Genomic DNA, 26,030 nt, shown 5'->3' with positions numbered 1-26,030 from the left:
CTGAAAACAATTCGCTTGTTCCTCTAGATCATCCCTATCCAGAAAGAGATAAAATGAAAATTTACGCAAACGTTTGTTTTAAAGGCTTGACTTTTAATGCAAAAAAAATCCAGTATGTTTGATTACGAACAGCAATATTATAAGCAATTAAACCAGCAATTAAATTATGAAATCAAAATTGTTGATCAAAGATATTTCAGATTTTGAAATGTTGGTGAATACGCATACCGACAAGCTGACACAGACTGCTTTCTTAAAAATTGGAAACCTGCAGGATGCGGAAGATCTTGTACAGGATCTCTTTATCAATCTCTGGATCAAAAGAGAGTCCATTGTTGTACATGGTCCGGTCTACAATTACCTCTATGTGTCCCTGCGTAATAAAATTATGAATTATTTTGCTAAGGCCAAGCTTCGCCAGGATGTGAAGAATAAGCTTGCGGTGAGCCTTGAAGTCGTAGATCTTTCCTTGGTCAATCTTTTGATCGAAAAAGATCTAAACACTTTGTTTTCGGAAATTTTGAGCGAATTACCGGATCACATGCAAAAGATTTTTAAACTACGAAATGAAGATTTTACCCTCAAGGAGATTGCTGTCGCTTTAGGATTGGCCGAACAGACCGTCAAAGGATACAGTGCAGAAATGCATCGCCGTATTAAAGCCATGTTAATAGAGCGTCATCCCGAATTCGCCCGTTCCCTGACAGTAATGCTTTCTTTTTTGCTGGTCAAATAATTTTTTTAATTCCTTACATACTTTTGATTGTCACCAGCTGTCTTACTAGAAAGAACACATCTAGAAAGGATTACCAGTGGATCAAAACCAGTTAAAAAAACTAATCAAGAAGTACCAGGAAGGTACAGCGAGTGCTGCGGAAAAATTTGTTGTGGAATATTGGTATGAATCCTTGGGACAGCAAAAAACCGAAGATTCAGAAATAGATTTTCTTCCAGACCGCAAAAATCTCAAGCAGCGGATTGTTTGGGCTGCTTCTGAATACGTAGATAAGCGATCCATTGACCGACGACGTTTTATATATGTCGCTGTTGCGAGCGTCATGCTGTTTATGCTTTCAACCGTTTTATATCATCAGTATTTTTCACCCTCGCAGATTGACCGTCTGATCAAGCCAATCAAAATAGTATATCTAGATAGAGGAACGATATCCACTGGTACTGCCGAACGGACCACCGTCATCCTGAACGATGGTACGAAAGTGATCCTGAATGCCAACTCAGGCATAACGGTCAGCAATTACGACCACGTGCGCGATGTGAAACTCAATGGCGAAGCCTTCTTTGATGTCAAGAGAGATCCGTCCAGACCCTTTACGGTACATGGCGGTGGATTAAATATCAAGGTGTTGGGTACCAGTTTTAATGTTAAGGCCTATCGCGATATCAGTAATACATCCGTATCGGTGCGTACAGGTAAAGTTCAGGTTGACAACAACGAGAAAAATTTGCGCACATTGCTGCCTGATGAAAATATATCTTACGACCGCAAATCAAGCAATTTTAAATTGACTAATGCTGAATATTCTTTAGAGACCTCTTGGCTATCGGACCATGTTAAGCTGGATCAGGCAAGTTTTGAAGAATTAAACCAAAATTTTAAGAATTTCTACGGATTCTCACTCCATACAGCCGATGAGAAATTGTTAAAGGATCGTTATAATATTAATTTCCGAAAATCTAAAACAATGACAGCCGCACTGGAAGAGATTCAGTTATTGACCGGAAAAAAAATCAGTATCAAAAATAAGCAGGAGGGAAAAGAGATCATTCTATACTAAAAATAAAAGGGCTCACATAGTGTAAGACCCTTTACAGAAAATTATGGAATCTATCTGACCCGATTCCATAATCGGTTTCATGGATGTAAAACCTTTAATCAATACAAAATTAACAAATGATTAACAAAAAACTAATAATAAAAGAAAAAAGAAGCAACAAATACCTTTCTTTAGGTCTTGGTGGAGCGCTACTGCTATTATCCGGTACTTTTCCTTGGAACAGTACATTTGCACAGGAGAATGCCAAGATCTATAACCAGAACTACCAAAAAACAACGCTGCGGGATGTTATCCTGGATCTACAGAAGAGGTCTGGCTCAGATATTTCTTTTACGGAGAGCCTGGGGCTAAAAAATATTAACATAGCCAAATTTGACACAAAAAATGAATCTTTGGAACAAGTCTTACGGAGGTTATTGACACCTTACGGTATTCAGGTAAAAAAGACAGATAGTGGCTTTGTTTTGGCGCGACAGGTACAACGCCAGGTAACACCTATTTCCGGAAAAGTGGTCGATCCTTCTGGTACACCGGTTTCGGGTGCTACCTTAAATTTAAAGCGCGCCAACACAAAATCCAAAACCGATGACAAAGGGATGTTTCTGCTAAATTCGATCTTTCCTTCGGATACCTTATCCGTGCATTTTATGGGATTTAAACCGATAGATACTTTAATTAACAGTGATCTCACCGGAGATTTTGTGATTCGGCTGGCCGCTGACCAGGCACGCGAACTTGATGAAGTCGTGGTGGTGGGGTATGGCGTCCAAAAGAAAGTTAACCTTACGGGATCTGTTGCTGTTGTTGATGGAAAACGTTTACAGGATAGACCGGTAAACAACGTTTCACAATCACTTTACGGGACAGTCAGCGGTCTGACCATCGCATATGGTAACAATGGTTTTGAACCTGGCGCTGCACCGTCGGTACAGATCAGGGGCCAAGGTAAACCTTATGTCCTGATCGATGGCACCGCCGGAGATATTAATACCATCGATCCGAATACGGTAGAAAGTGTTTCTATCTTAAAAGATGCCGCCGCTTCGGCAATCTATGGTGCCCGCGCACCCTATGGGGTCTTACTGATTACGACCAAATCAGGAAAAGCTAATCAGAAACCACAAGTTGATTTTTCCATGAATGGAGGACCTACAACCATTATCAATAAACCAAAGATGGTTGATTCCTACACGTTTGCCCGTGCAATGAATGAAATGCATGACAACCAAGGGGTTGCTAGGTTGTTTTCTGAATCCACCATCGATCGGATTATTGCATATATTGATGACCCTACGCTTCCTGAAACTGTCCCTGATGCCAACAACCCACGTAAGTGGTCCACCTATCAATTTTCAAATGGTAATAATGACTGGATAGATATCCATTATGGCAATGGTCGCCGCATGCAGGAAAATCTATCTGTTAAGGGCGGATCCAAGGACATGGCCTATTTCTTGTCTCTCGGACATGCATCCGAAAAAGGGGTGCTGAGAATGGTCGATGATAAGTATAAACGCTACAATTTTCAAGCTAAACTCGATGCCAATATCACAGACTGGTGGAAGATCAGCTCCAATACAAGGCTCACAAATGCCGTACGTGACAGGCCTATATATAACGGTGAGGGTGAATATGGCATGATTATCCATCAGATTTTGAGAACGCACCCTGAGGTTTTTCTTAAATCACCAAATGGATATTATTCGCAACTTTCACGTGTGCCGCAGATGCAAGCCGGTTATCAGAAGTTGACAAATAATACGCTGGTACAACGCTTGGCCACAGAAATCAGTCCGCTCCAAAACTGGAAAATAAATGCCGACTACTCGATAGATTATCAGATTTTTGATTATGCCGGTGTTAATCAAGTGGCTTATGAAGATGAAGTAGATGGTACGCTCGTGCCAATAGCACTTACCGTCCCTCCGTATATCGAAAAGAAAAAATCCAATACCACCTACAAAGCACTTAATATTTATACAACTTATAATTTAGATCTAGGAAAGGATCACCATTTTACGGTACTTGCCGGTTTTCAGAATGAAATCAGTAAACTGGATTCGATGAATGGCTTGAGAAGGGAACTCATCGTTCCTGATATCCCATCTTTTACAACAGCAACAGGTGAAATGCAGGTGGGCGATGGTCTCACACATTGGTCTACTTTAGGCTATTTTGCACGATTAAATTATAATTATGCAGACAAATATCTGATCGAGGCAAATGTCCGTTATGATGGTACATCCAAATTTGCCCGTGGCAGACGCTGGGGGGCATTTCCTTCCGTATCCGCGGGATGGGTGGTTTCTAAAGAATTGTTTTGGCAGCCTCTACAGGATTATATACCATTTATGAAACTGAGAGCATCATGGGGGAAGCTGGGTAATCAGAATGTTGCCTCCTATCAGGATTTGGCATTATTGGGGGTACAAAGTAACCTAGGCTGGCTTATTGATGGCATGCGGCCGGCATACACCACGGCACCAAACTTGGTAAACCGCTTTCTTACCTGGGAGTCCTCACGTTCAATGAATACGGCGGTCGAACTGGGATTTTTTCAAAACCGCTTGCAGGCTGAATTTGAATACTATCAACGGCTGACCTATGACCGTCTTGGACCAGCGCAGGCACTTCCCGCGGTATTGGGAGCGAATATTCCCAGAGAAAATAACTCGGAACTCAAAACCAAGGGTTGGGATTTTAGCTTGCGTTGGAATGGAAAAATAGGCTCGGATTTTAATTATTCCGTAGCGGCTAATGTTTTTGATTACAAAAATATAATTACAAAGTACACCAATCCAACGGGTATCCTGACAACGGATTACGTAGGCAAAGATGCTGGTGAAATTTGGGGCTATGAAACTGTTGGCCTGATTAAAACCAAGGAACGCGCGGACGAGATCAATGCATCTGGTTACCAAAAATTTATCAATGGACAGCTCTGGCAGACAGGGGATGTTGAATACCGCGATCTCAATGGAGATGGGGTAATCAATAAGGGCAAAAACACCATAAATGACCATGGTGACCTTAAAATCATTGGTAATTCGACACGCCGTTATCAGTTTGGACTTAATTTAACCGCCAATTATAAAAATGTTGATATCGCTGTGTTTATCCAAGGTACTGGAAAGCGTGATCTATGGTTGGATGGCAATGTATTCTGGGGTTTTAGGGCCTGGAATCAATCCTCCCTTTTCCCGCACCACATGGATTACTATCGGGATACCGAAGGTGATCGCTATTCCGGACTTGGTATAAATACTGAAGCTTATTTTCCGCGGCCTTACAGTAATACCACCCAAGATAGCAAGAATAAGCAAATGCAGACACGTTACCTGCAGAATGGAGCCTATGCACGTCTTAAAAATCTACAGATAGGCTATACCATTCCTCCATTGATGCTCCAGAAAATCGGATTGAAACGGGCACGTATTTATTTTTCCGGCGAGAATATCTATACCTTATCCAAACTCCCTAGCGCATTTGATCCTGAAACAGCAATACTGGGAGAATTTGGGAATGGCAAAGGCATGTTTTCACAGGCAATTTGGGCATTCGGGATAAATATTTCGCTTTAATATCATTTGATTTGAATGTAAAGGTAACTACTTAGGTAGCGAAGGAAAATTATATCTAGCAATTAATAACCAATGAAAAAAATAATAATCTTACTATATACGACAGTCATTTTACTGTTGGTCGGTTCCTGCTCCGAAGATTTTTTGGACAGGCCGCCATTGACACAGATTGAAAACGAAAGCTATTGGAAAACAGCCAAAGACCTAGAGAATTATACGGTTCAATTCTATACAGTATTCCCCGCTTTTAATACAGTCGGCAGTTTTCTCGGTGTGATTGGCTGGGATGGCAGCCGAGGATCTGACGTGCAGATTTCCAGTTCGCCGAGTACAGTCTGGAACGGTACCGAATCGCCGGTTTCATCCGGCGGAAACTGGGGCTGGGGTAATATCCGCAGTGTCAATATCTTTTTCAAGAATTATACGAAATGCAAAGATCCTTTTGAAAAATATAAGCAGTTTTTAGGAGAAGCCCATTTCTTTAAAGCTTGGTTTTATTTCGAAAAAGTAAGGCTCTACGGTGATGTCCCTTGGTATACGGATCCATTGGAGATGGACTCTGAAGAATTATTCAAAGCACGTGATCCACGGACAACGGTAGTGGACTCAATTTTGGCACACCTGGATAAAGCGATTGAATATCTGGAACCTGTGGCTACAGTAAAAGGTAAAAACAATCGGCTTTCTAAACAGGCTGCCCTGCTTTTCAAATCCAGGGTCGCCCTATTTGAAGGCAGCTGGCAGAAATACCACAAAGGTACAGCATTTGGTACAGCTGGCGCTGATCCCTCTAAGTACTTCCGGCAAGCTGCTGCGGCTGCCGAAACGTTGATGGATGCAAAATATGGCATGTCGCTGTATAGCAACAACGACCCCGAAAACGATTACTGTAAACTATTTTCCCTGAAAGATCAGCTTGCCAATAAAGAGGTGATCCTTTGGAAAGCTTATTCGGTCAACCGTGATCTGTCACACTCTTTTCAGATCTACGTGTCCGATCGCACAGCGGGGATATCGATGACATTTGAACAGGTACAGCATTACCTGGGCCGGAATGGTCAGCCATACGATTATTTTAGCCTTGGTAAGACTGTGAAAGGTAATGCTTTTTTAGAAAAAATACGGGCCGATTGTGATCCACGGCTTTCCCAGACGATCTGGACACCAGGTGCCTTGATGTGGGATAATACCTTTGGTAAAGCCACCTTTAAAAAGCCATTTCTGGACAAATCCGGCGAGGCCTTGAATAATACCGGTTTTCAGATCCGGAAGGGAAATGATCCAAAATCGGCTCTAGCGGGTGGTGGTGTTTCCTGGAGCTCAAGTGATGAAACTGGTGCCATCATCTTTCGTTATGCCGAAGCCTTATTGAATTATGCTGAAGCGAAGGCTGAACTTGGCGAAACAGTCGATTATACCAAATCAATCAATCTGCTCCGCAAAAGATCAGGTATGCCGGATTTTGCTATTACCGACGATCCAAATAAGGACAGATATGCCGACTATGGTTATAATATATCAGACCAGTTAAAAGAAATCCGCCGCGAGCGTACTGTCGAACTTGGAGCCGAGGGATTTCGCTATGACGATATCCGACGATGGGCCGCCCATAAACTACTGAAAGGGAAACGCCCCAAAGGTTATCCCTTTGCGGCTTCGGACTGGACGGGCACAAAAATCAACTATAAAATTGATGCGGACGGTTTGCTCGATCCTTTTGTAACGCAGCTACCGAATGGCTATGGATTTAAGGAAAACCGCGATTATCTGGAATGTATACCGCTAAATGAAATCACATTGAACAATAACTTAAAACAAAATCCAGGATGGGAATAAAAGTATTTTTGCCATTGCTGTTCATCCTATTTTATAGCATGGGCAAGGCTCAATCTGTTATTAGGATCGGTCTTATCGCCGATCCACAGTACGCAGATAAGGATACCCGGGGGAGCCGTTTTTACCGAAACTCACTTGACAAATTGGATTCGGCCGTCACAGCGATCAACAGGGAAGGAGTGGATTTTACGGTCATGCTTGGCGATTTGGTCGATGTAGGGCCAAAAGATCTGCAGCCGGCGCTTCAGCGACTCAACAAGCTCAAAAGCCCGGTCTATAATATCTTGGGAAACCACGATTATGTGGATGTTGATGACGGGGGCCATTTATATAAGTTATATAAAATGCCGAATCCTTATTATACCGTAGAAAAGGGTGAATGGCTGTTTATACTGCTCAATACCAATGAACTTGCCGACTATGCCACTAAGGCGGGATCAGGGCAACGTGAGGCTTGGAAGAAAATCAATGATATACTGAAGACTGCAAAAAGAAACAATGATCAGCCCTGGAATGGAGGCATAAGCGAAAAACAGCTGAAATGGATGGAAAGGCAACTTCACAAAGCCCAGTCAGCATCCAAAAAGGTGATCGTTTTCACACATCATCCCCTGTACCCCGAGAATGGCCTTGAAGCACTGAATAACCGAGAGATATTGACCCTTATCGAAAAATATCCGGTTGTAAAGGTGGTGATCTCAGGCCATCATCATCCCGGTAATTTTGCAACCTATAAAGGTATTCCGATGATTACACTGGAGGGGATGATCGAAACCGCCGACCGGAATGCTTATGGTATTTTGGAACTCAATGATCATCAGCTGGATATTCATGGAGAAGGGCGGATGACAACCAGAAAAATTGATTTTTAAACGAAGAAACTTAATATTAAAATATAAAAATTATGAGAAAAACAACATTAACGTTTGGCAAAGCAGTCTGCATGTTTGCCTGTATGACTTATCTATTTGTGGGCTGTCAGAAAGATATTTCCCAAATTCAGGAAAACGCGCCAAAAAAAATGGGCAAAGTCAATACGACATTGGCTGGTCCGACCTTTGTAAGTGCGCATCGGGCCAATGATCTGATTAAGGTTGATGAGATTATCAACGAAGGGATTAATAGCCTTGAGGTGGATATCTATGTTGCCAATAAAGGCGGCCAACCAACCTGCCTGATCGGCCATGAAGCCGGAACAGCAACAGGACAGACATTGGAAGAGTATTTTGCCAACCTAAATCAGAAGCTTCCGGGCTATACTTCGCTTTGGTTGGATTGTAAAGACTTGAATAGTGCCACAAATGAACAATTATTTTTAAAGACCTTGAAGAAAATGGATAGCCTTTATTCCATTAAAAATAGAGTGTTGATAGAAAGTATGTATCCAGAGCATCTGACAGGCTTTAAGCAGCTTGGTTGGAAGGTAAGCTATTATTGTAATTGGTCAGATTTGAGCGGCAAGACAGCGGCGCAGCAACAGGTTGTCATGGACGCTATGTACAGCAAGTTGACTACCTATGGAGTGGATGGAATTAGTTACGATGCATCTGTCGATAATGCGATGAAATCTTACTTTCCGACCAAAACCGTTGGCACAGAACGTGTGAAGATGTATGCATGGGCATTATCACGTTATTACGGAGAAGCAGACCTCGCAAGCAAACTAGCAGGGTATTCACATCTTGATATATTATTGATTACATTTTACTCGCCACAAGGTATTTTGACAGATGGTGCCAATTACAAAATCGTATCTGCATTAACGAAAGAGCCGAGCAAGCTGGTTGATGCTAACGGTAATCCTCCGGTTAATGGTGAAGATGTGACATTATGGACTTATAATTATCCGACAACGCCCAATCAGGTCTGGAAATTGAGAAGTGTAGGAAGTGGATATTATGCCTTGAAGAATGTGGCTGATACGACTAAAGTATTGGAAGTCAGGGGAGGTGGATCTGCAAACAGCACTCCTGTTCAGGTGGCCACATTTGCAAATACTTCGGCACAACGGTGGAAGATTACTTATGTTGGAAGCGGCAATTATAACCTTGAGCCAGCATCTGCCGTAGGCAAAAACCTTGATGTAAATGGATCAAGTACCGCCAACGATACGCAGATACAAATCTATTCAGCGCATACAGGCAACGCGCAGAAATTCAGGTTGGTTAAACAATAAGAAACTGCTATCATGACAACAACTGAAATAGTAAAGATCAAATATCTATATCTATTTTTCACGGTTTTGAGTTTTGCAGGTTTTTTGCTTCTCTCATGTGAAAGAGATCATGCCGTAGAGCATACTCCGTCCGAAATAGTTAACAAAAAGGGTTCGAGTCTGATCCAGGGAGATAGCAATGATCTGACGCTTGCGATTCCGATGGGCGGGAATGCATTTGTGACCAATGGATCTAGTGGAGCAGAGATTTTTGATAATTCAAATTACGGGTTGCGTAATTGGACTAGTCTTTCGGCTCTGGTAAGTACCTATTTTAAGGTAACACAATCGGGTACCTTACATTTGGGGATAAGAGGCTACGTTACCACGGGCACGAGTGTGGTCCGTTTGACCGTCAATGGACAGAGCTTCGATGTGACCATGACCGGTGGAGCACCCGCAAAAGATTATTATGCAGGTGCAGTGCAGATAGCAGCACCTGGTTATGTAAAAGTAGATCTGCAGGGAATAAGCAAAACTTCGACTTATATCGGTAATATGACCGATATTCTTATCGGTGGTACGGCAGCTTCCTCCGGTCTTACGTATGCGAACATACCTGCAAGCTATTATTTTTCACGTCGTGGCCCTTCGGTACATTTAACACCAAGTCTTCCTACTGGAAATTCCTATGAATGGATGTATAATGAAGTGACTGTTCCCGCTGGACAGGATCCTGTGGGTAGTTATTACATGGCAAATGGATTTGGACAAGGGTATTTTGGCTTTCAGGTCAATTCAGCTACACAACGAAAAATTATATTTTCTGTATGGGATCCAAGCAATGAGGCTGACGGTAAAACTACTGCAGTGAGTAGTGGTACAGATGTGGTGGTCAGTGGTTTCGGTGGAGAGGGGACAGGCGGAAAAAGTAATTGGACATACGACTGGTCAACCGGGACGACATATAAGTTCCTGACAAGAATAAGACCGGACGGGTTAGGAAATACACTGTATTCATCCTGGTTTTATGCTCCAGAGTTAGGAACATGGAAATATATTGCCACCTTTAAGAGACCGGCTATTTCGACCTACATAAAAGGTGCGTACTCTTTTCTTGAAAATTTCAATAATACGATGGGCTACTTGGGCCGAAAGGGATATTATTCAAATTTTTGGGTTAGGTCAACAACGGGTACATGGATCGAATCAACTTCTTGTAAATTTAGTGTGGACGGCGCAGGTGATAATAATCAACGTGGCGATTATAGAGGTGGAGTTGAGAACGGGAAGTTCTTTTTGCAAAACGGTGGATTTTTTAATGATTTCGTGGCAGAAAATACTGTTTTTACAAGACCTGCTAATGGTACTGCTCCCAATATAGATCTTAATAATTTGCCCATGAATTAACAATTTTGTAGGTAGTGGTGTTCAATTTGGCGCAACGTATGGATTATTTCATGGCGTTGCGCTTTTTTGTTCCGCACTTATTACTAAAGATAGACCGTTGGCTTGGAGCAAACGGTTATAAAATCTATCGATGTTATTAGGGAAAACTTGATCATAGCAATCAGTGTTTCCTTTACCTCAAGAGTGATATTGTTAATAAAGAGTTCTATTGTATTTTTAAGAGATCCAGAGGTTAAAGAATCGTCGTATGATAACCCATTTACCATTTACTTTTTCAAGCAGAAATGCATTACCGTTTCCACATAAAGAGCCGCAAACATAGTCAACCGGTACATACGCTCTTTTTCGGTTATACCCGATAATAGGAAGATGAAAGTAATAAATGCTTTTATTACGGTTCATCCTATATTTATCGGCATCATCTACAGCATACGCTGCTTTGATAGCGGCTGGAATTGGGATGATTGCCTTCCTTTCGTTCATCTGAATAAGCATATCCAGCGAGTCTTTGAGCTGGTTACCTAGCATTTTCATCAGCTTCTGTGGATCGACATTGTAGAAAACATAATTCTTGTCCTGCAATGAGGAGATAGAATCCCTTTGAAACTTATTATGGATGAACACCGTTTCATTTCCCTCGCGCTGCAGCCTGATATCAGCGGAATCATCAGACAAAATTGTTTTTAGAATAGAAACATAGTCTCCCTGGAGTGACTTATTTTCATAGATTTTGGGTTTATCTTTTTGTATAGGTGTCATCGTGCTTTTAGGCATCGTACATCCCTGGAAAACGAGAAGAAAGAAGATAATATATAGCTTATTCATTATGCGATTAGTTGTTTATCTTTCAGTGCTAGATCTATGCCAAAAATGAATATTATATGTTCTAATGTTATTTTCTCATTGACCAGTGAGATCCGAGGATCGTTGAATACAAAATTGGTTGCCGATAGAGCGAGTGGCCAAAAAGCTTAATTTATCTTTTGATAAACCAAAAAACTTCTCTCTAATTGGCGGAGGGAAGCGACTTTCACTTCAATGAGAATTAGTTCTTGAAGAAAAGTGATTGAAAATCAGGAGGGGATAAATAGAGACTTCGCTAACGAAAAAATAGATATAAATCCGTTATGGGAAAATTATCTGGATTTCGGAAATTTTGCGCATATTATACAACTTGATAGGGAAATTCAAGTGACTTTATCATAAGGTCTGATGTCAACAAGAGGATACCGAAGTTTATGATAAGTTGTATAAACTATTTTGGGAATTGATTAAGATCAATGTATAACTATTATTTCCATAAATGCTTAATAAATAGCCTTATAGTCAGTGATATATCGTAATAAATATAAAAATAATTAAAAATGAAAAAAACGCTTTTATTCTCTCTTCTGTCATTTTTCGGCTTAAGTTTAACGTATGGACAGCAATTGAAACCTTTATATAGCAAAACTGATACTTTGCCTAGAGTTGTTTACAAAGACCTTAATGAAAGACCTTTGCCTAAGATAGAGATGCGAGGTGAAAATTACTTAGGCGATGCCATGTGGTCCTTAAAATCTGAAGGAGTTAAGTCAGTAGATATTAACAAAGAAAGAGGGGTAGTGATAATTGAATTGACGCCTGAATACAAACCTGTTTTAATGAGTTTGTCAGATATTGTAAAAAAATATACAAATGTAAAATCTGAACGAGTAATATTTAAGATTGATGATCGATTTGTTCAAAATAATCCCAGGGAAGTTCTAGTTGATGAAAGTAATATTATGCTGATTTCTGTTTCTCCTATGAAGTTTGTAGGTGACCTAGAAGATCTGTACATGATAACATTAATCCCTAGGACTGATAAGAATCTTAAAAAGTTTAATGAAATACGCATTCGCTAAGCATATTGAAGTACTCATACAATATGTCATTAGTATAAATGCTTAAGACTGCTTCTCTCAAATTAAAAGAGGAAAGCTTTTTTATTTTGAGTATCTGCTCAGGCTTTAAAAGAATAAAATAGACTTTTCGGTATCTCCCACATACCGCTTACATATACCTTATTTTCCTCAGATAGCACCCTCGTCAACCATACTTTTGCTATACACATAAAGACAAAAGAATATGGCAAATCAATTTTTAATTAAGAAGACGATGACGGCTATGCAGGGTTTATCTGCTGCCGAAATTACAGCATTACAAAACGGAACTTATGATGGGGTCCAGTTATTGGGCTACGATCAAAAAGGGGACACCCCAGCACCGATTATTTATTACTATGTTAATCCATTAACAGACCCTGATCCAGGACCAAAAGATGACGGGAGTGTAATTGAAACGGGAGGTATTAAGTTATTTCATGATTTCAAGAAATTTATTCATGTTTCTTATTTTGGAATTATAGGAAACAAGACCGACGATTACACAAATAAAATTAAAAGCCTTTTAATAACGCAACCGGAAAATACAACTTTTAAATTCAGTGGCCGATATAAGGTTTCTTCCACACTCAACGTATTAAAATTAGGGACAAAAATTATTGGAGATGATCTGGTATTTGAATTTATTGGAGACTTTGATTCTAAATTTATAAGCGTAGAAGCTGACAACTTTAGTGTCCATGGCGCAACATTTGACGCGATGGATAAACAATTGAAAGATTGCTTTATTCATTTAACAGACAACATTAAAAATCCAAGTATCACTGACTGTATTTTCAAAAATGCTTTGGGTATAAAAGCGGGTACGAGTAATGATCAGCAATATGGAGTAATGATTAGTCCTTATGGGGTTAGTAACTTTCTTATTGATCAGTGCCTATTCTCCAATATTAAAAATGATAATACAGGCACTCAAGCAGGAAGTTTAAAAGGATTTTGTGGCGGTATCTACATTAGCGATCCTAGAGTTGATGCGGCTCATCCCAATGCTAAAGTGCAAACTGATTTTGTCACCGGAAATATTTCAAATTCTAGATTTTCCGACATCATGACCAAGTTAGATGATGGGTTATCCCAAAGTGCATACACTTCTTACAACGATGCCGATGGAATCAGGTTTTATGGGGGAGGTAAAGCTCAAAACTGCGATGTAAATATAGATAATTGCTATTTTAAGAATGTCGGAAAAAGGGCTATTAAGATAAGTTATATGGGGAATGTGAAAGTGAATAATATATCCGTTGAAGCTGACGGTCTCCAGTACCAAATGATTTCCCTTATTAAAATTAACAAAGGTACGAGCGTGAAAGGAGTCCGGTATTATGGAAATGGTTCCAGCGTACAAATAGCTTTTCAGAGTGATGATGGTGGAGATATCGTATTGGAAGATGTCATCGTGGATGGATGTGAAGTTTTTTATGAGATTAATCCTTCTTTCCAGTCAGCGGATAGCGAAATCCGCAATATCTTAATAAAAGATATCGTTGTTAAAAATCTATTTAGAAGAGGAATTTTGTCAAACAATGGTTATGCCAAGATCGCTAGGAATATAGTGTTGGAAAATATTTATATGGAAGCGGATCCAACCCGAAATTCCGTACAAGCACTTAACGCAGCCTTTGGTTGGCAAGAAAATGAAGTATTTATAAAGAACTTCCGAACCAAAAATTGTGATGTCAGAGTTGATGGCGGAATGTTTAATATCGATGGTTTGCATATCACAATTGATAATCCCAATTTTTTGGGTTCTACCAATCCGCTGGGCAATTCCGCAAATGTGGCTTGGAGGAAATTTAACCATATATTGGATTTGGGCGATAATTCATCACATAGAGACAGTGTCCCAATTTTTACCAGTAGTGCATCGATTACTAGGACACCGGTGGCAACAAATATTACGATTGATATTCAAGGTATTTCGGCGAGCTACTTTGATGCTGCTATTGTTGGCTCAGATTTAAGTATAAATGACAGAAAAGAGCTCGTCAATTTTAATCGGGATAGATTAAAGGTCCAAAACGTAACTTATAAATACGCTGCTCATCTGCCTGCTCCATTAAGAGCAGCTATTATTTTCGAAGGTAGCTTTTTACATATAACAGACATCAAACTAGACTCTGAGTCGGGCATGTTTGTTAATACACTTGAAGGTAATACCGCGAAGACCGGATTATTTATATCAGATGTTTTTAATCTAACACAAACCGCTTTAGATAATCCAGTTGTCAGAACCAATCGGATTATCAATAGTAAAATATGTAACGTGTTTTCTAGGGGGATAGGTTCATATCCAGTTGTAAGTTTGGGCTCAGGCAGCAGCGGTAATACCATTTCAGAAATTGTGGGCAATGCGACACCTTTTAGTGTAGAACTTCTGGGTAGCCAGCCTAACACAAGGGTTTATAATGTATTCAACCAAACAGACTCTTATAATGCTAGAGGAACTACATTACAACGGCCTACTACATCGCTTGTGGGGCAGGAATATTTTGACACCACATTGAATCGACCCGTATGGTGGAATGGTTCTATTTGGGTCGATGGGAAGCAATCTGCCGCTTCGCCGGACACAGCAGCAGATCCCAGTAACACGTATACACCGTCGGAAGTTCAAGCTATTTTGGCTGAATTAAGAGATCTAAAAACTAAACTGCGAAGTGCAGGATTACTTGCAGTCTAAATACCTGTTAGATAGATTGGTTAGCTTCCCTCAAATTAAAAGAGGGAAGCTTTTTTATTTGGAGTATCTGCTCAGGCCCTAAAGAATAAAAGGACCTTTTCGGTATCTCTCCGGTACCGCTTACATACAGCTTGTTTTCCTCGGATAGCTTCCGTAGCAGCCATATTTTTGCTATACACATAAAAACAAAAGAATATGACAAATCAATTTTTAATTAAAGACGCGAAGTAGGACATGAGGAATCTTTCTGCAGTCGAAAACAATGTTTTAAAAGAGAGCAAGCCAATCAATAGGAAATATAAAATTTTATTTATGGTACCAATGATTTTGATTTAGTAAATTTATCATTATATTCATCGACGTTCGTACCAATTATATGAATTTGCCAAATGAAATCTCCTAAAGAAGCTGCTATACTGGAAAAACTTAAAAATGGAGACCTCAATTCGTTTAATGAAATCTATTTCCATTATTCTCCAAAGATCTATATTAGATTGATCAAACTGGTCAAAGATCAAACTGTTGCGGAAGAAATCTTACAGGAAGTATTTACCAAAATATGGCTCCAACGTGAAAAGATTGACCCTAATAAGGGATTTGTCTCATTTCTCAATCATATTTCGGATAATTTGGCCATGGATTTTTTTCGAAAAGTGCAAAGAGACAAGGCACTTCAATTGGAAATATGGGCTTCAGCCATAGAACTGTATTATCATACCGAAGAAAAACTGTTTTTCAAAGATAAACAGCAGATGCTGAACAATGCAATCGACTCCCTGAGCCCCAAACGAAAGGAGATTCTGATGCTCAATAAATTTGAGGAAAAAAGTTACAAAGAAATAGCCGATTTACTGGGTATCTCAGTATCTACAGTGAGCAATCAATTGGTGAGCGCACTCAAGGATATCAAAAAATATATTCAGGAAAATTACCGAGATGAGTATATAATCAGTCTTTTTGCGGCCTTTTTATTTAAGCTATAAAAAAAATAAAAAAGCAATAGTGTGATTCTCTTTGCCAAACGTATAGAGTAACAAATACAGCAATGTATTGAACTAATTATAGAAAATTTTGAAAGAGCAATCCTTTAAAGATCAATTGTTGGCGTATATCCACAACCGCTTGGAGGCGCAGTATTATGAGTCATTTTTTGACGAAATGGCCGAGATGGATGCTGCAATTCTGGAATTATGGATCGCTGAGATGCTGGATCAGGATGAAGGACAAGTAGTACAACAGATTCACTTGCCAGATTTAAGCATTGTTCATCGAAAAGTGCTCGATCATATCTATGCCGTAGATCCGCCCAAGCCTACACCAATCCGGAGCATAAGCCCGTGGGTCTGGGCTTCCTGTGCCGCCGTTCTACTCTGTGTACTGTCGGTTCTCTTTTTGAAAAATTTCTCTACCTCAATCAAGGACCAGGTCACTTGGTATGAAAATAAAAATGCTTATACGATCTATGCTCAGCTTCCTGATAGTACGACTGTTATCCTTTATCCACAGGCTAAAATCGGATTCGAATACAGCGGCCAAGGCCACCGCGATGTACAGCAGGTGCAAGGTCGGGTTATTTACAAGGTGCACAAAAACAAAAATGCACCTTTTCAAGTCAATTACAGAGGATATTTGACCACTGCCTTAGGCACCATATTTAGCGTAGACCCCAAGGATACCGATCATGTACTAATAAAACTAATGGAGGGCAAAATATCTGTCGGATCAGTTACGGCAGATAGCCGAAATTTAATATACCTCCAACCAAAAGAAGAAGTATTGGTTAACTTAAAACTTCAGCAGATGATTAAGTTTTCGGAGCCCGAATTGACAAAATCTCAGCCTGCCCGTGTGGATAAGGAGTTAAGAAAACTCATTCCACATCTAACCGCCAATGTAGAATGGACCAATCAGTCCGTCAAATTTAATCAAACCAAAAACGTTCAACTCCTAAGAGTAATCGAAAGCCTTTATGACGTTTCGATTATATGCGATAATCCTGATTTACTCAACAGTTCATTTACAGGAAGTTTAAATAGCAAAGAATCGCTAGCCAATTTCTTGACCAGCTTCTGCCAATTGAACGGTTGTACATTCCAAGTGAAAAATGGTATTGTCAACATCAGTAATTCGGGAAGAAAGGAGGACGTACAGTAGGATAGAATCAACCCGACGCAGAAAAATAAACCAACATATAAACCAGAGTAACCAACTGTAAACAATTATGAAGCATATTCTAATCAAATTAATGCTCGTGGGATTGCTATTTCCATACTTTTCTGTAGGATTTGCGCAATCAAACCTGAAAGTAAATGGTAAAATAGTAGACAACGAAGGTAATACATTACCCGGTGCAACTATTGATCTTGTCCACGAGAAGAGCAGTAAAAAACTCCACTTTGTGGCCGATAACAACGGATTGTTTGTTTTAACCCCGCTTGTTGCTGGCGAAAATTATACGATCTATGCCCACCATCTCGGCTACGATACCGATTCTGTTAAGCATTTTGTGGCAACCGCTACCAGCAAAAACACCGTGCTTATCCGTCTGAAACCAAATACCGGAATGATAGACGAAGTTGTTGTCGTCGGCTATGGTGTTCAGAAAAAGGTCAATTTGACGGGCGCTGTTTCCGCCGTATCGGGAGAAGATCTGAACAATAGGCCCGCAGGGCAAACCTCTTCGGCCCTTCAGGGCATGGCCTCGGGAGTCACCGTCACACAGCGTTCTGGCAAGCCGGGAGCGGACGGTGCGGATATCCGTATCCGCGGTATCGGTACACTTGGCAACGCAGCACCTTTAGTGCTGATTGATGGGATCGAAGGCTCTATCAATAATATCGACCCCAATTTAATAGAGAATATTTCCATATTAAAAGATGCCGCCTCCGCATCGATCTACGGTTCGAGAGCCGCCAATGGTGTCATCTTGGTCACGACCAAAAGGGGAAGTTCTGATAAAGTCGCTATTGCCTACAATAATTATTTCGGTTGGCAGTCGGCGACTAATATGCCCAAAATCGTCAATGCCCTGGATCATATGCTGCTGACTAATGAAGCGTATACCAATGTTGGTGCGAGTCCATTATATCCAGAGGATATCATTGCCGCCTATCGAAGTCAGGGCAATGGTAGTTCGGACGAGTATCCCAATACCAATTGGCAAAAGGAATCGTTGCAGGGGAATGGATTTCAGCAAAGCCATTTTGTGACAGTAAATGCAGGCACAAATAAAGTAAAAATGCTGACTTCGGTCGGTTATTTCGACCAGAAGGGGTTGACACTGAATAGTTCGTTTAAGCGCTATACTATCCGCAACAACGTGGATGTTAAATTCTCAGATAAGCTCGCCGTTAAATTTGACTTTCAATACGTCAATCCGATCGTCACCTCACCCGCAGCGAGTATTGAAGAGCTTTTTCAGTGGATGAGCAGTATTCCCGCCAATCAATCCTTTAGAAATTCTAATGGTAGCTGGGGACTAGGTTGGAATGGTAATAATCCCGTCTCGGCGGCTGCAGATGGCGGTGTTGCGACCAACAAAAGTCCATTTGGTAGTATCAACGCATCATTGATCTACAGACCCAAGGAATGGTTGACTGCCGAGGTCAATTATGCACCGAAATATGCGACGCAGGTAAATAAGAATTTCCGAAAAGCAGTGCAGTCCTATTTTCCAGACGGTACGCCGAGCTTCTCGGTCCCTGTGCGTACAGCACTTACCCAGTACAATAGCCAGGAACTTTTTAATAATATGCGAGCGACCCTTACGCTAAACAGGGATTTTGGTCCACATCAGTTTAAAGCATTGATTGGTGGTTCGCGCGAAGACTACAAGATTGATTACACTCAGGGTTTTAGGGACACCTATGTTCTCCCTGACTATGAAGTGCTCAATGCTGGGTCGGCACTGAATCAGTCAGCTACGGGAAGTGCTTCCGAGTGGGCGTTACAATCTTTATTTTCCCGGATCAATTACGTTTTCAAAGATCGTTATCTTTTGGAACTCAATGCACGCTACGATGGTTCGTCCAGATTTGCCAAAGGTAATCGTTATGGTTTTTTTCCGTCGGCATCTGCAGGATGGCGTTTTTCTGAGGAGCAGTTCCTAACCGCATCCAAGGGCTGGCTTACAGAAGGAAAAATCAGGGCATCATGGGGTAAACTGGGAAATCAGAATATCGGGACCTATCCGGCCGTGGCATCTTTAAACCTAGGTTCGTATACATTGGGCAATGGCATCGTTAATACGGCAGCGCTAAATGATATGTCCAATCCTGATATTACATGGGAGTCTACTGAGGAGAAAAATATCGGGATTGATCTTACCCTATTTAAGCGATGGACTATTACCGCAGATCTATACAACAGAAAAACCAGCGATATATTATTACAGCTGGACATCCCGCTCATCATTGGTTTGAATAAGCCTTATCAAAATGCGGGCGTGGTCGAAAATAAAGGTTGGGAACTTTCCATGGGCTATCGGAGTGATCCGGGCAAAGCCTTTAAATATAATTTTACGTTTAACCTCTCTGATGTCAGAAACAAAGTGTTGGATATGCGGGGAATCAATCAGACTGGTCTAACGGTCAATCGGGAAGGCTACCCCATTAACTCGATCTTTGGTTATGTTTCGGAAGGCTTTTTCCAGACGACCGACGAAGTGAAAGCGCATGCCACACAGTTTGGTACCTTGGCTCCGGGAGACCTCAAATATCGCGATCAAAATGGCGATGGCGTAGTTAATGAATCCGATAAGGTCATTATCGGGAGTACGATTCCACGATATACCTATTCGCTCAATTCTAACTTCAGTTTCAAAGGATTCGACCTCAGTTTTCTGTTGCAGGGTGTGGGAAAAGCCGATGGTTACCTCTATGGTGCAGGTATACAGCCTTTTACAACGACGGGGGCAATTGGGGGGACGATCCGTGAGGACAATAAAGACCGATGGACGCCTGACCATACTGCTGCTAAATATCCGCGCCTGGCTTTCGGACAGAATAACAACCAGCAGTCCTCCCAGTTTTGGATGAAAAATGCTGCCTACCTTCGGCTGAAGAATTTGCAGCTCGGCTATTCATTCCAGGCGGACCTGCTAAAGTCTATCGGACTGAATAGGTTCCGGGTATTTGTCAATGGCTCAAACCTATTCAGCGTAGACAAGTTTTGGGACGGTTATGACGTCGAAGCACCTGTAGGCTATGGTAACTTTTACCCACAGGTAAAGGTGTATTCTTTTGGATTGGATATTACATTATAAACTTGGCATGTATGAAAACTCTAAATAAATTCGTATTATATACGCTATCGATTGCAGTTCTCCTTTTGGTGGGGGCATGCGAAAAATACCTGGACAGATCTCCCTTGGATGGTCCTTCGGACGAAAATTATTTCAAAAATCAGGATGAGCTGACATTGGTTGTCAATGGTTTGTACAGTGCCCTGGCATTTCATCCCACGGACGACATGCCTATCAACCTCACACTTGATGATGCCACCGATATTGGGTGGGATCGTAATACCTCTGATTTACAGGCTGTGGGAAGAGGTGATCACGACAGCAACAATGGTTACATCCGGAATATCTGGACCAATTCCTATAAGGTCATTGGCAAATGTAATTTTATACTCGACAATATCCAGAAGTTGGATGGAAAGATGGATGCCAATCTTCAAAAGCGTTATAAAGCAGAGATACAGTTTATCCGGGCCTATGTCTACCAATATTTGATTGATTATTTCGGCGGAGTGCCTTTAGTGACGAGCGGCCTGAGCCTGGCGGAGGCCAATGTCCCCAAAACAGCAAAGGCCGAAATTGCAGCATTCATCCTCAAAGAACTTGCTGAAGCGTCAGCTATCTTGCCGGTGAGCTATGGCTCGGCAGACGTAGGACGCGCTACCAAAGGAGCGGCTTTGGCCATACGGGCTCGGGCAGCACTCAATAATGGGCTGTGGGAAGAAGCAGCGCGTTCTGCCAAAGAAGTCATGGACCTGAAAGTATACGCCTTACACCCCGACTTCGGCCAATTGTTCACCTATGATGGAGAGGCATCCAAGGAGATTATTTTTGCTTTTCAATATCTACGATTACAAAAAACAAAGACCCACAGTGCTACGCGCGGATTTCTGTCACGCAACGCACAGGGAACTTCCAACAAAATTCCGTCACAATCCGTTGTTGATAGTTATCTCTGTACCGACGGATTTGCCATTGATAAATCTTCCAGATTTGATCCTAAAAAACCATTTGCCAATCGGGACCCGCGTCTGGGTTATACCATTGCTCTTCCCGGCAGCACGTTTTTTGGTTTTCAGTTTGAGACCCATAAGGATAGCATAACCTGCTGGAACTACAGCTACAATATTTCTACGGCAGTACGCATCCAAAATCAGGACGCGATCAATGCCTATGCGACCTTTTCTGGTTATTGCTGGAAAAAATATGTCGATATCAAAGACAAGGATTTTACCATGGAATCGGAGTTAAATATTATTCAGAGCCGATATGCTGAAGTTTTGTTGATTTATGCCGAGGCGATGATCGAAAGCAATAAGATCGACCAAACGGTGTATGATGCGATCAACAGTATTCGGCAGCGTCCTAGCGTTGACATGCCAGTAATATCCAGCGGTAAAACGCAAATTGAGCTGCGCGAGATCGTACGCAAAGAAAGACTTTATGAATTGACCAATGAGGGCTTTCGTCTGGTCGATTTGAGGCGTTGGAAACTGGCCGATAAATTCATGAATTCAACATTCTATGGCCGCATTCCAAAAGGCTTGCTGGCCAATGCGCCGACGATCGATGAAGATAGTTACGTGAATTATAAAAATGTTGCTAATCAGAAAGACATGCGGGTTATCGAGTTACGCAAGTTCGATCCCAACAAGAATTACCTTTGGCCGATCCCGAATATTGAAATTGTAACCAATAAAAACCTGGAACAAAATCCAGGCTATTAAATTCCAATGATGATGAGAAAAACACTTTTAATGACCATTGGCCTTTTGACTATGTTTTGGCATGTAGTCAAAGGGCAGACCGACAGAAAGGTAGATCTATGTATCTATGGTGCCACTTCAGCCGGAGTAATAGCCGCCTACACAGCTTCACAGGCAGGAAAATCAGTGTTACTGATTGATCCGGGCACACGGGTAGGTGGGCTCAGTTCTGGTGGATTGGGGCAGACGGATATCGGGAATAAATATGTCGTCACCGGGCTCGCCCTTGATTTTTACCGCAAAATGGGCAAGCACTATGGCAGCTTTGAACAATGGATTTTTGAACCCAAGGTTGCTGAATCTATTTTTAAGGACTATCTGGCACATGCTGGCACACAAACACTGATGGGGCATCGTTTGATAGGTGTAGAGACTGCGCATCGTTCCATCAAAAGCATAACTTTGCTTCCGAGTGGAAGCAGGGAAGGCAAAAATATAACGGTTACGGCCAACGTCTTTATGGACTGTAGCTATGAGGGCGATCTTATGGCCAAAGCTGGCGTGTCCTACCATGTGGGGCGGGAGTCGAATAGCACCTATGGTGAAACGATTAACGGAGTGCAATTGCTTGATGGTCATCAGTTTCCGGACGGTGTAGATCCCTATAAGATAAAAGGTGATCCCGGGAGCGGTGTTTTATGGGGGATCAATACGGGGCCCTTAAAAGAAAATGGAACGGGAGACGCCAAGGTTCAAGCCTATAATTATCGGATCACATTGACCAATGTCCCTGAAAACAGAATAGCAATCACCAAACCCCACAATTACGACGCAACCAACTATGAACTCTTAAAGCGGCAAAAGGAGATACAGCCCTGGAAGAGTATCCAAGACGTATTTATCTGGAGTCTTATGCCCAATGGAAAGACTGATATCAATAATAGAAATGGATTTTCAACAGATATGATTGGCATGAACTGGCGTTACCCTGAAGCCGATTTTTTCGAACGGAAAGAGATTATTCAGGCCCATGAAGATTACACCAAAGGTCTTTTATATTTTGTCGCAAACGATCGTTCGGTGCCGGAGCCGATCCGAAGCGAATTCAAAAAATGGGGCTACCCCAAAGACGAATATCCTGACAATGGACATTGGTCACCGCAATTATATATCCGCGAAGCCAGAAGGATGATTGGTGATGTCGTCATGACCCAAGACCACTGTCAGGGCCGAAAAGTCGTGTTCGATGGGGTAGGCTATGCCGCATACACCATGGATTCGCACAATTGTGATCGAGTGATCGTCAATGGCATGGTCAAAAATGAAGGGAACGTTGAGGTTGGCGGATTTTCTCCCTTCCCGATTTCCTACAGAGCGATCGTCCCCAAAAAAGAAGAGATCAATAATCTTTTGGTCCCGGTGTGCCTGTCGGCAAGTCATATCGCCTTTGGTTCCATTCGCATGGAGCCTGTATTTATGGTGCTGGGGCAGTCCGCTGCTGTGGCAGCCTGCGAGGCAATTGACAACAAAACTGCCGTTCAGGATGTTGATATAAGACGCGTGCAAAAAATATTGCGTGACAACCCAAAGGCAGATGGCCGTAGTGCCGATTATATCATTCATGTAGACGATAAAGATCAGGTTATGTTGAAAGGAAATTGGCGTAAATCCGCAAAAAAAGGTTATGGCATGAGTTACCAGGAAGCCGACAGCAACCCCGGGGCCATGGCCCGTTTTACTCCCGGTAAAGATTTTGCCGGTGGAAAATATATGCTGTACAGCTATTTTCCTAGAACCGCCGAAAGCGCCGAGAGGGGGACATTCATTATCCATACAGGGAAGACAAGGATCGAAAAAACAATAAATTTTAAGGAAGTCAATATTCTCGGACAGACCACAAGTACTTGGGTAGCGCTCGGCGAATATGCTTTTGAAAAGGGAAGAAGTAAGCCCTATGTTGAGATTACCTCGGACGCAAAAGGCATATTGGCTGCAAATGCCATCTTGTGGGTTCCCGTCTCAGACCAAAATTAAGTACATATGCAAAAGATAAAAATAGGGTTAAAATTAATGTTTGTCTTGGCTTTTCTGCAGGTTGAGGCCCAGCATTCGACCACGAAGGTAGACGTGGTCGTTTACGGCGGTACACCGGCAGCCATCACCGCTGCATTGCAAGTAAAACAGGCCGGCAAATCTGTGCTTCTCTTATCACCAGATCAGCATTTGGGAGGTCTGAGTTCAGGTGGACTGGGTTATACCGATACTGGCAATAAAGCAGTTATTGGTGGTCTGGCCAAAAAATTCTACCAGGATGTATATAACCATTACTCCAGGGAGTCGAGCTGGAATTGGCAATCCCGGGCCTCCTTTGGCAATCGTGGACAGGGCACCGTCGCGATGGATAGTGCGCATCGGACGATGTGGATTTTTGAACCCCATGTAGCCGAGGACATTTTTGATTCTTGGGTGCGGGATCATCAGATTGATGTTGTTCGTGGGGCATATTTAGATCGGCAGGAAAGTGCTATCGTTAAAGAAGGCACAACCATCAAGACCATTAAAACGGTAGACGGAAAGATCTATGAAGCGAAGATATTTATTGATGCCACTTATGAAGGTGATCTGATGGCGCTGGCCAAAGTCAGTTACACGATCGGGCGGGAGGCCAACCACACCTATGAGGAGCAGTGGAATGGTGTTCAGACCGGAGTCTTTCAGCACAGGCACCACTTTATCGCTCAGATCAGCCCCTACAAGCGCGAGGGAGATCCGAGCAGCGGCCTGGTATACGGCGTTTCAGCACAAGATCCTGGGCAATATGGCGAGGCAGATCAGAAGCTGCAGGCCTATTGCTTCCGCATGTGCCTGACCAATGATGCCCGCAATCGGAAGCCCTTTGCCAAACCTATTGCCTACGATCCGCAGTATTATGTCTTGCTGCAGCGTTTATTCCGCGCGGGCTGGGACGAAGCCTTTCAAAAATTTGATCTGGTGCCCAACCATAAGACCGATGCCAATAACCATGGTCCGTTCAGCACAGATTTTATTGGGATGAATTATAATTATCCCGAAGCAAGCTATGCCGAACGCAAGTCCATTATCGAAGCCCATCGCCGGTATCAACAGGGCCTATATTATTTTATGGCCAATGATCCTTCCGTCCCAACAGCAATCAGGACAAAGATGGCCGAATGGGGGCTGGCAAAAGATGAATTTGAAGATAATGACAATTGGCCTTGGCAATTATATATACGAGAAGCCAGGCGGATGCTAGGACACTATGTGACGACCGAACACAATATTTTGGGCAAGCGCAAAGTAGAAGATCCGATTGGCATGGGCTCATATACCTTGGATTCGCACAATACCCAACGCTATGTGACCAAAGAAGGATTTGTCCAGAATGAGGGCGATATTGGTGTCCATGTGCCAGCACCTTACGCCATTTCCTATGGATCGATTATCCCAAGAAGCGATGAATGCAGCAATTTACTCGTTCCGGTCTGCCTCTCCAGTTCGCATATTGCCTTTGGTTCTATCCGTATGGAGCCCGTATTTATGGTATTGGGGCAGAGCGCAGGAGCTGCTGCGGTATTAGCGCTTGATAATGATGGGGGTGTGCAGCACGTGGATTACGGCATGTTAAAAAAACAACTGCTGGAGTCGGGCCAAGTATTGGAAAAAAAATAATATATTGAAATA

The 26,030-nt window shown here is 42.0% G+C and carries 16 protein-coding genes; 15 read left to right on the top strand and 1 reads right to left on the bottom strand.

The window, feature by feature from the left end:
* The first annotated feature begins 166 nt into the window (after nucleotides 1-166).
* The 7 genes from ABFX33_RS18060 (at nucleotide 167) to ABFX33_RS18030 (ending at nucleotide 10,778) form a co-directional block, all read left to right on the top strand.
* Complete coding sequence (locus ABFX33_RS18060) at nucleotides 167-736, top strand: RNA polymerase sigma factor (RefSeq protein WP_120257119.1); 570 nt, start codon at nucleotides 167-169, stop codon at nucleotides 734-736.
* A gap of 76 nt (nucleotides 737-812) precedes the next feature.
* On the top strand, nucleotides 813-1,796 hold the full coding sequence (locus ABFX33_RS18055) for a FecR family protein (RefSeq protein ID WP_346087264.1): 984 nt from the start codon (nucleotides 813-815) through the stop codon (nucleotides 1,794-1,796).
* A 116-nt stretch (nucleotides 1,797-1,912) separates the two neighbouring features.
* Nucleotides 1,913-5,377 (top strand): SusC/RagA family TonB-linked outer membrane protein, encoded by a 3,465-nt coding sequence (locus ABFX33_RS18050; RefSeq protein WP_346087262.1) that lies wholly within the window; start codon nucleotides 1,913-1,915, stop codon nucleotides 5,375-5,377.
* A gap of 72 nt (nucleotides 5,378-5,449) precedes the next feature.
* A complete protein-coding gene (locus tag ABFX33_RS18045; protein ID WP_346087261.1) occupies nucleotides 5,450-7,213 on the top strand; it encodes a RagB/SusD family nutrient uptake outer membrane protein in 1,764 nt (587 codons plus the stop codon).
* Nucleotides 7,204-8,085, top strand: a complete 882-nt coding sequence (locus ABFX33_RS18040; RefSeq protein ID WP_346087259.1) for a metallophosphoesterase — start codon at nucleotides 7,204-7,206, stop codon at nucleotides 8,083-8,085. The genes ABFX33_RS18045 and ABFX33_RS18040 overlap by 10 nt, the downstream gene beginning before the upstream one ends.
* Before the next feature lie 32 nt (nucleotides 8,086-8,117).
* The gene (locus ABFX33_RS18035; RefSeq protein WP_346087257.1) at nucleotides 8,118-9,389 is read left to right on the top strand and encodes an RICIN domain-containing protein; all 1,272 of its coding nucleotides are present in this window, start codon (nucleotides 8,118-8,120) and stop codon (nucleotides 9,387-9,389) included.
* Between the two features lie 12 nt (nucleotides 9,390-9,401).
* Nucleotides 9,402-10,778 carry a DUF3472 domain-containing protein gene (locus ABFX33_RS18030; RefSeq protein WP_346087255.1) on the top strand — a complete coding sequence of 459 codons (1,377 nt, stop codon included), beginning with the start codon at nucleotides 9,402-9,404 and terminating at the stop codon, nucleotides 10,776-10,778.
* A gap of 216 nt (nucleotides 10,779-10,994) precedes the next feature.
* Here ABFX33_RS18030 and ABFX33_RS18025 read toward each other — a convergent pair whose 3' ends face one another.
* Entirely contained in the window at nucleotides 10,995-11,603 is a 609-nt protein-coding gene (locus ABFX33_RS18025) for a hypothetical protein (RefSeq protein WP_346087254.1), read from the bottom strand.
* Between the two features lie 539 nt (nucleotides 11,604-12,142).
* Between ABFX33_RS18025 and ABFX33_RS18020 the strand changes: the two genes are divergently transcribed.
* The 8 genes from ABFX33_RS18020 to ABFX33_RS17985 all read left to right on the top strand — a co-directional run bounded on the left by ABFX33_RS18020 (nucleotide 12,143) and on the right by ABFX33_RS17985 (nucleotide 26,018).
* The gene (locus tag ABFX33_RS18020; protein ID WP_346087253.1) at nucleotides 12,143-12,664 is read left to right on the top strand and encodes a hypothetical protein; all 522 of its coding nucleotides are present in this window, start codon (nucleotides 12,143-12,145) and stop codon (nucleotides 12,662-12,664) included.
* A gap of 223 nt (nucleotides 12,665-12,887) precedes the next feature.
* Nucleotides 12,888-15,383 (top strand): hypothetical protein, encoded by a 2,496-nt coding sequence (locus ABFX33_RS18015; RefSeq protein ID WP_346087252.1) that lies wholly within the window; start codon nucleotides 12,888-12,890, stop codon nucleotides 15,381-15,383.
* Between the two features lie 389 nt (nucleotides 15,384-15,772).
* Complete coding sequence (locus ABFX33_RS18010; protein WP_346087251.1) at nucleotides 15,773-16,366, top strand: RNA polymerase sigma factor; 594 nt, start codon at nucleotides 15,773-15,775, stop codon at nucleotides 16,364-16,366.
* 88 nt (nucleotides 16,367-16,454) lie between these two features.
* Entirely contained in the window at nucleotides 16,455-17,537 is a 1,083-nt protein-coding gene (locus ABFX33_RS18005) for a FecR family protein (RefSeq protein WP_257091383.1), read from the top strand.
* A gap of 67 nt (nucleotides 17,538-17,604) precedes the next feature.
* Nucleotides 17,605-20,646: a SusC/RagA family TonB-linked outer membrane protein gene (locus ABFX33_RS18000; RefSeq protein WP_346087249.1), complete on the top strand. Its 3,042-nt coding sequence runs from the start codon at nucleotides 17,605-17,607 to the stop codon at nucleotides 20,644-20,646.
* Nucleotides 20,647-20,657: 11 nt separating this feature from the next.
* Complete coding sequence (locus ABFX33_RS17995; RefSeq protein ID WP_346087247.1) at nucleotides 20,658-22,349, top strand: RagB/SusD family nutrient uptake outer membrane protein; 1,692 nt, start codon at nucleotides 20,658-20,660, stop codon at nucleotides 22,347-22,349.
* A gap of 6 nt (nucleotides 22,350-22,355) precedes the next feature.
* The gene (locus tag ABFX33_RS17990; protein WP_346087245.1) at nucleotides 22,356-24,362 is read left to right on the top strand and encodes an FAD-dependent oxidoreductase; all 2,007 of its coding nucleotides are present in this window, start codon (nucleotides 22,356-22,358) and stop codon (nucleotides 24,360-24,362) included.
* A 6-nt stretch (nucleotides 24,363-24,368) separates the two neighbouring features.
* Nucleotides 24,369-26,018 carry an FAD-dependent oxidoreductase gene (locus ABFX33_RS17985; RefSeq protein ID WP_346087244.1) on the top strand — a complete coding sequence of 550 codons (1,650 nt, stop codon included), beginning with the start codon at nucleotides 24,369-24,371 and terminating at the stop codon, nucleotides 26,016-26,018.
* The last annotated feature ends 12 nt before the right edge of the window (nucleotides 26,019-26,030 follow it).

The organism is Sphingobacterium ginsenosidimutans, from assembly GCF_039536865.1.
GTDB lineage: Bacteria > Bacteroidota > Bacteroidia > Sphingobacteriales > Sphingobacteriaceae > Sphingobacterium > Sphingobacterium detergens.
The sequence above is the reverse complement of the archived record's forward strand: the minus strand, read 5'-3'. Positions and strand labels throughout refer to the sequence as shown.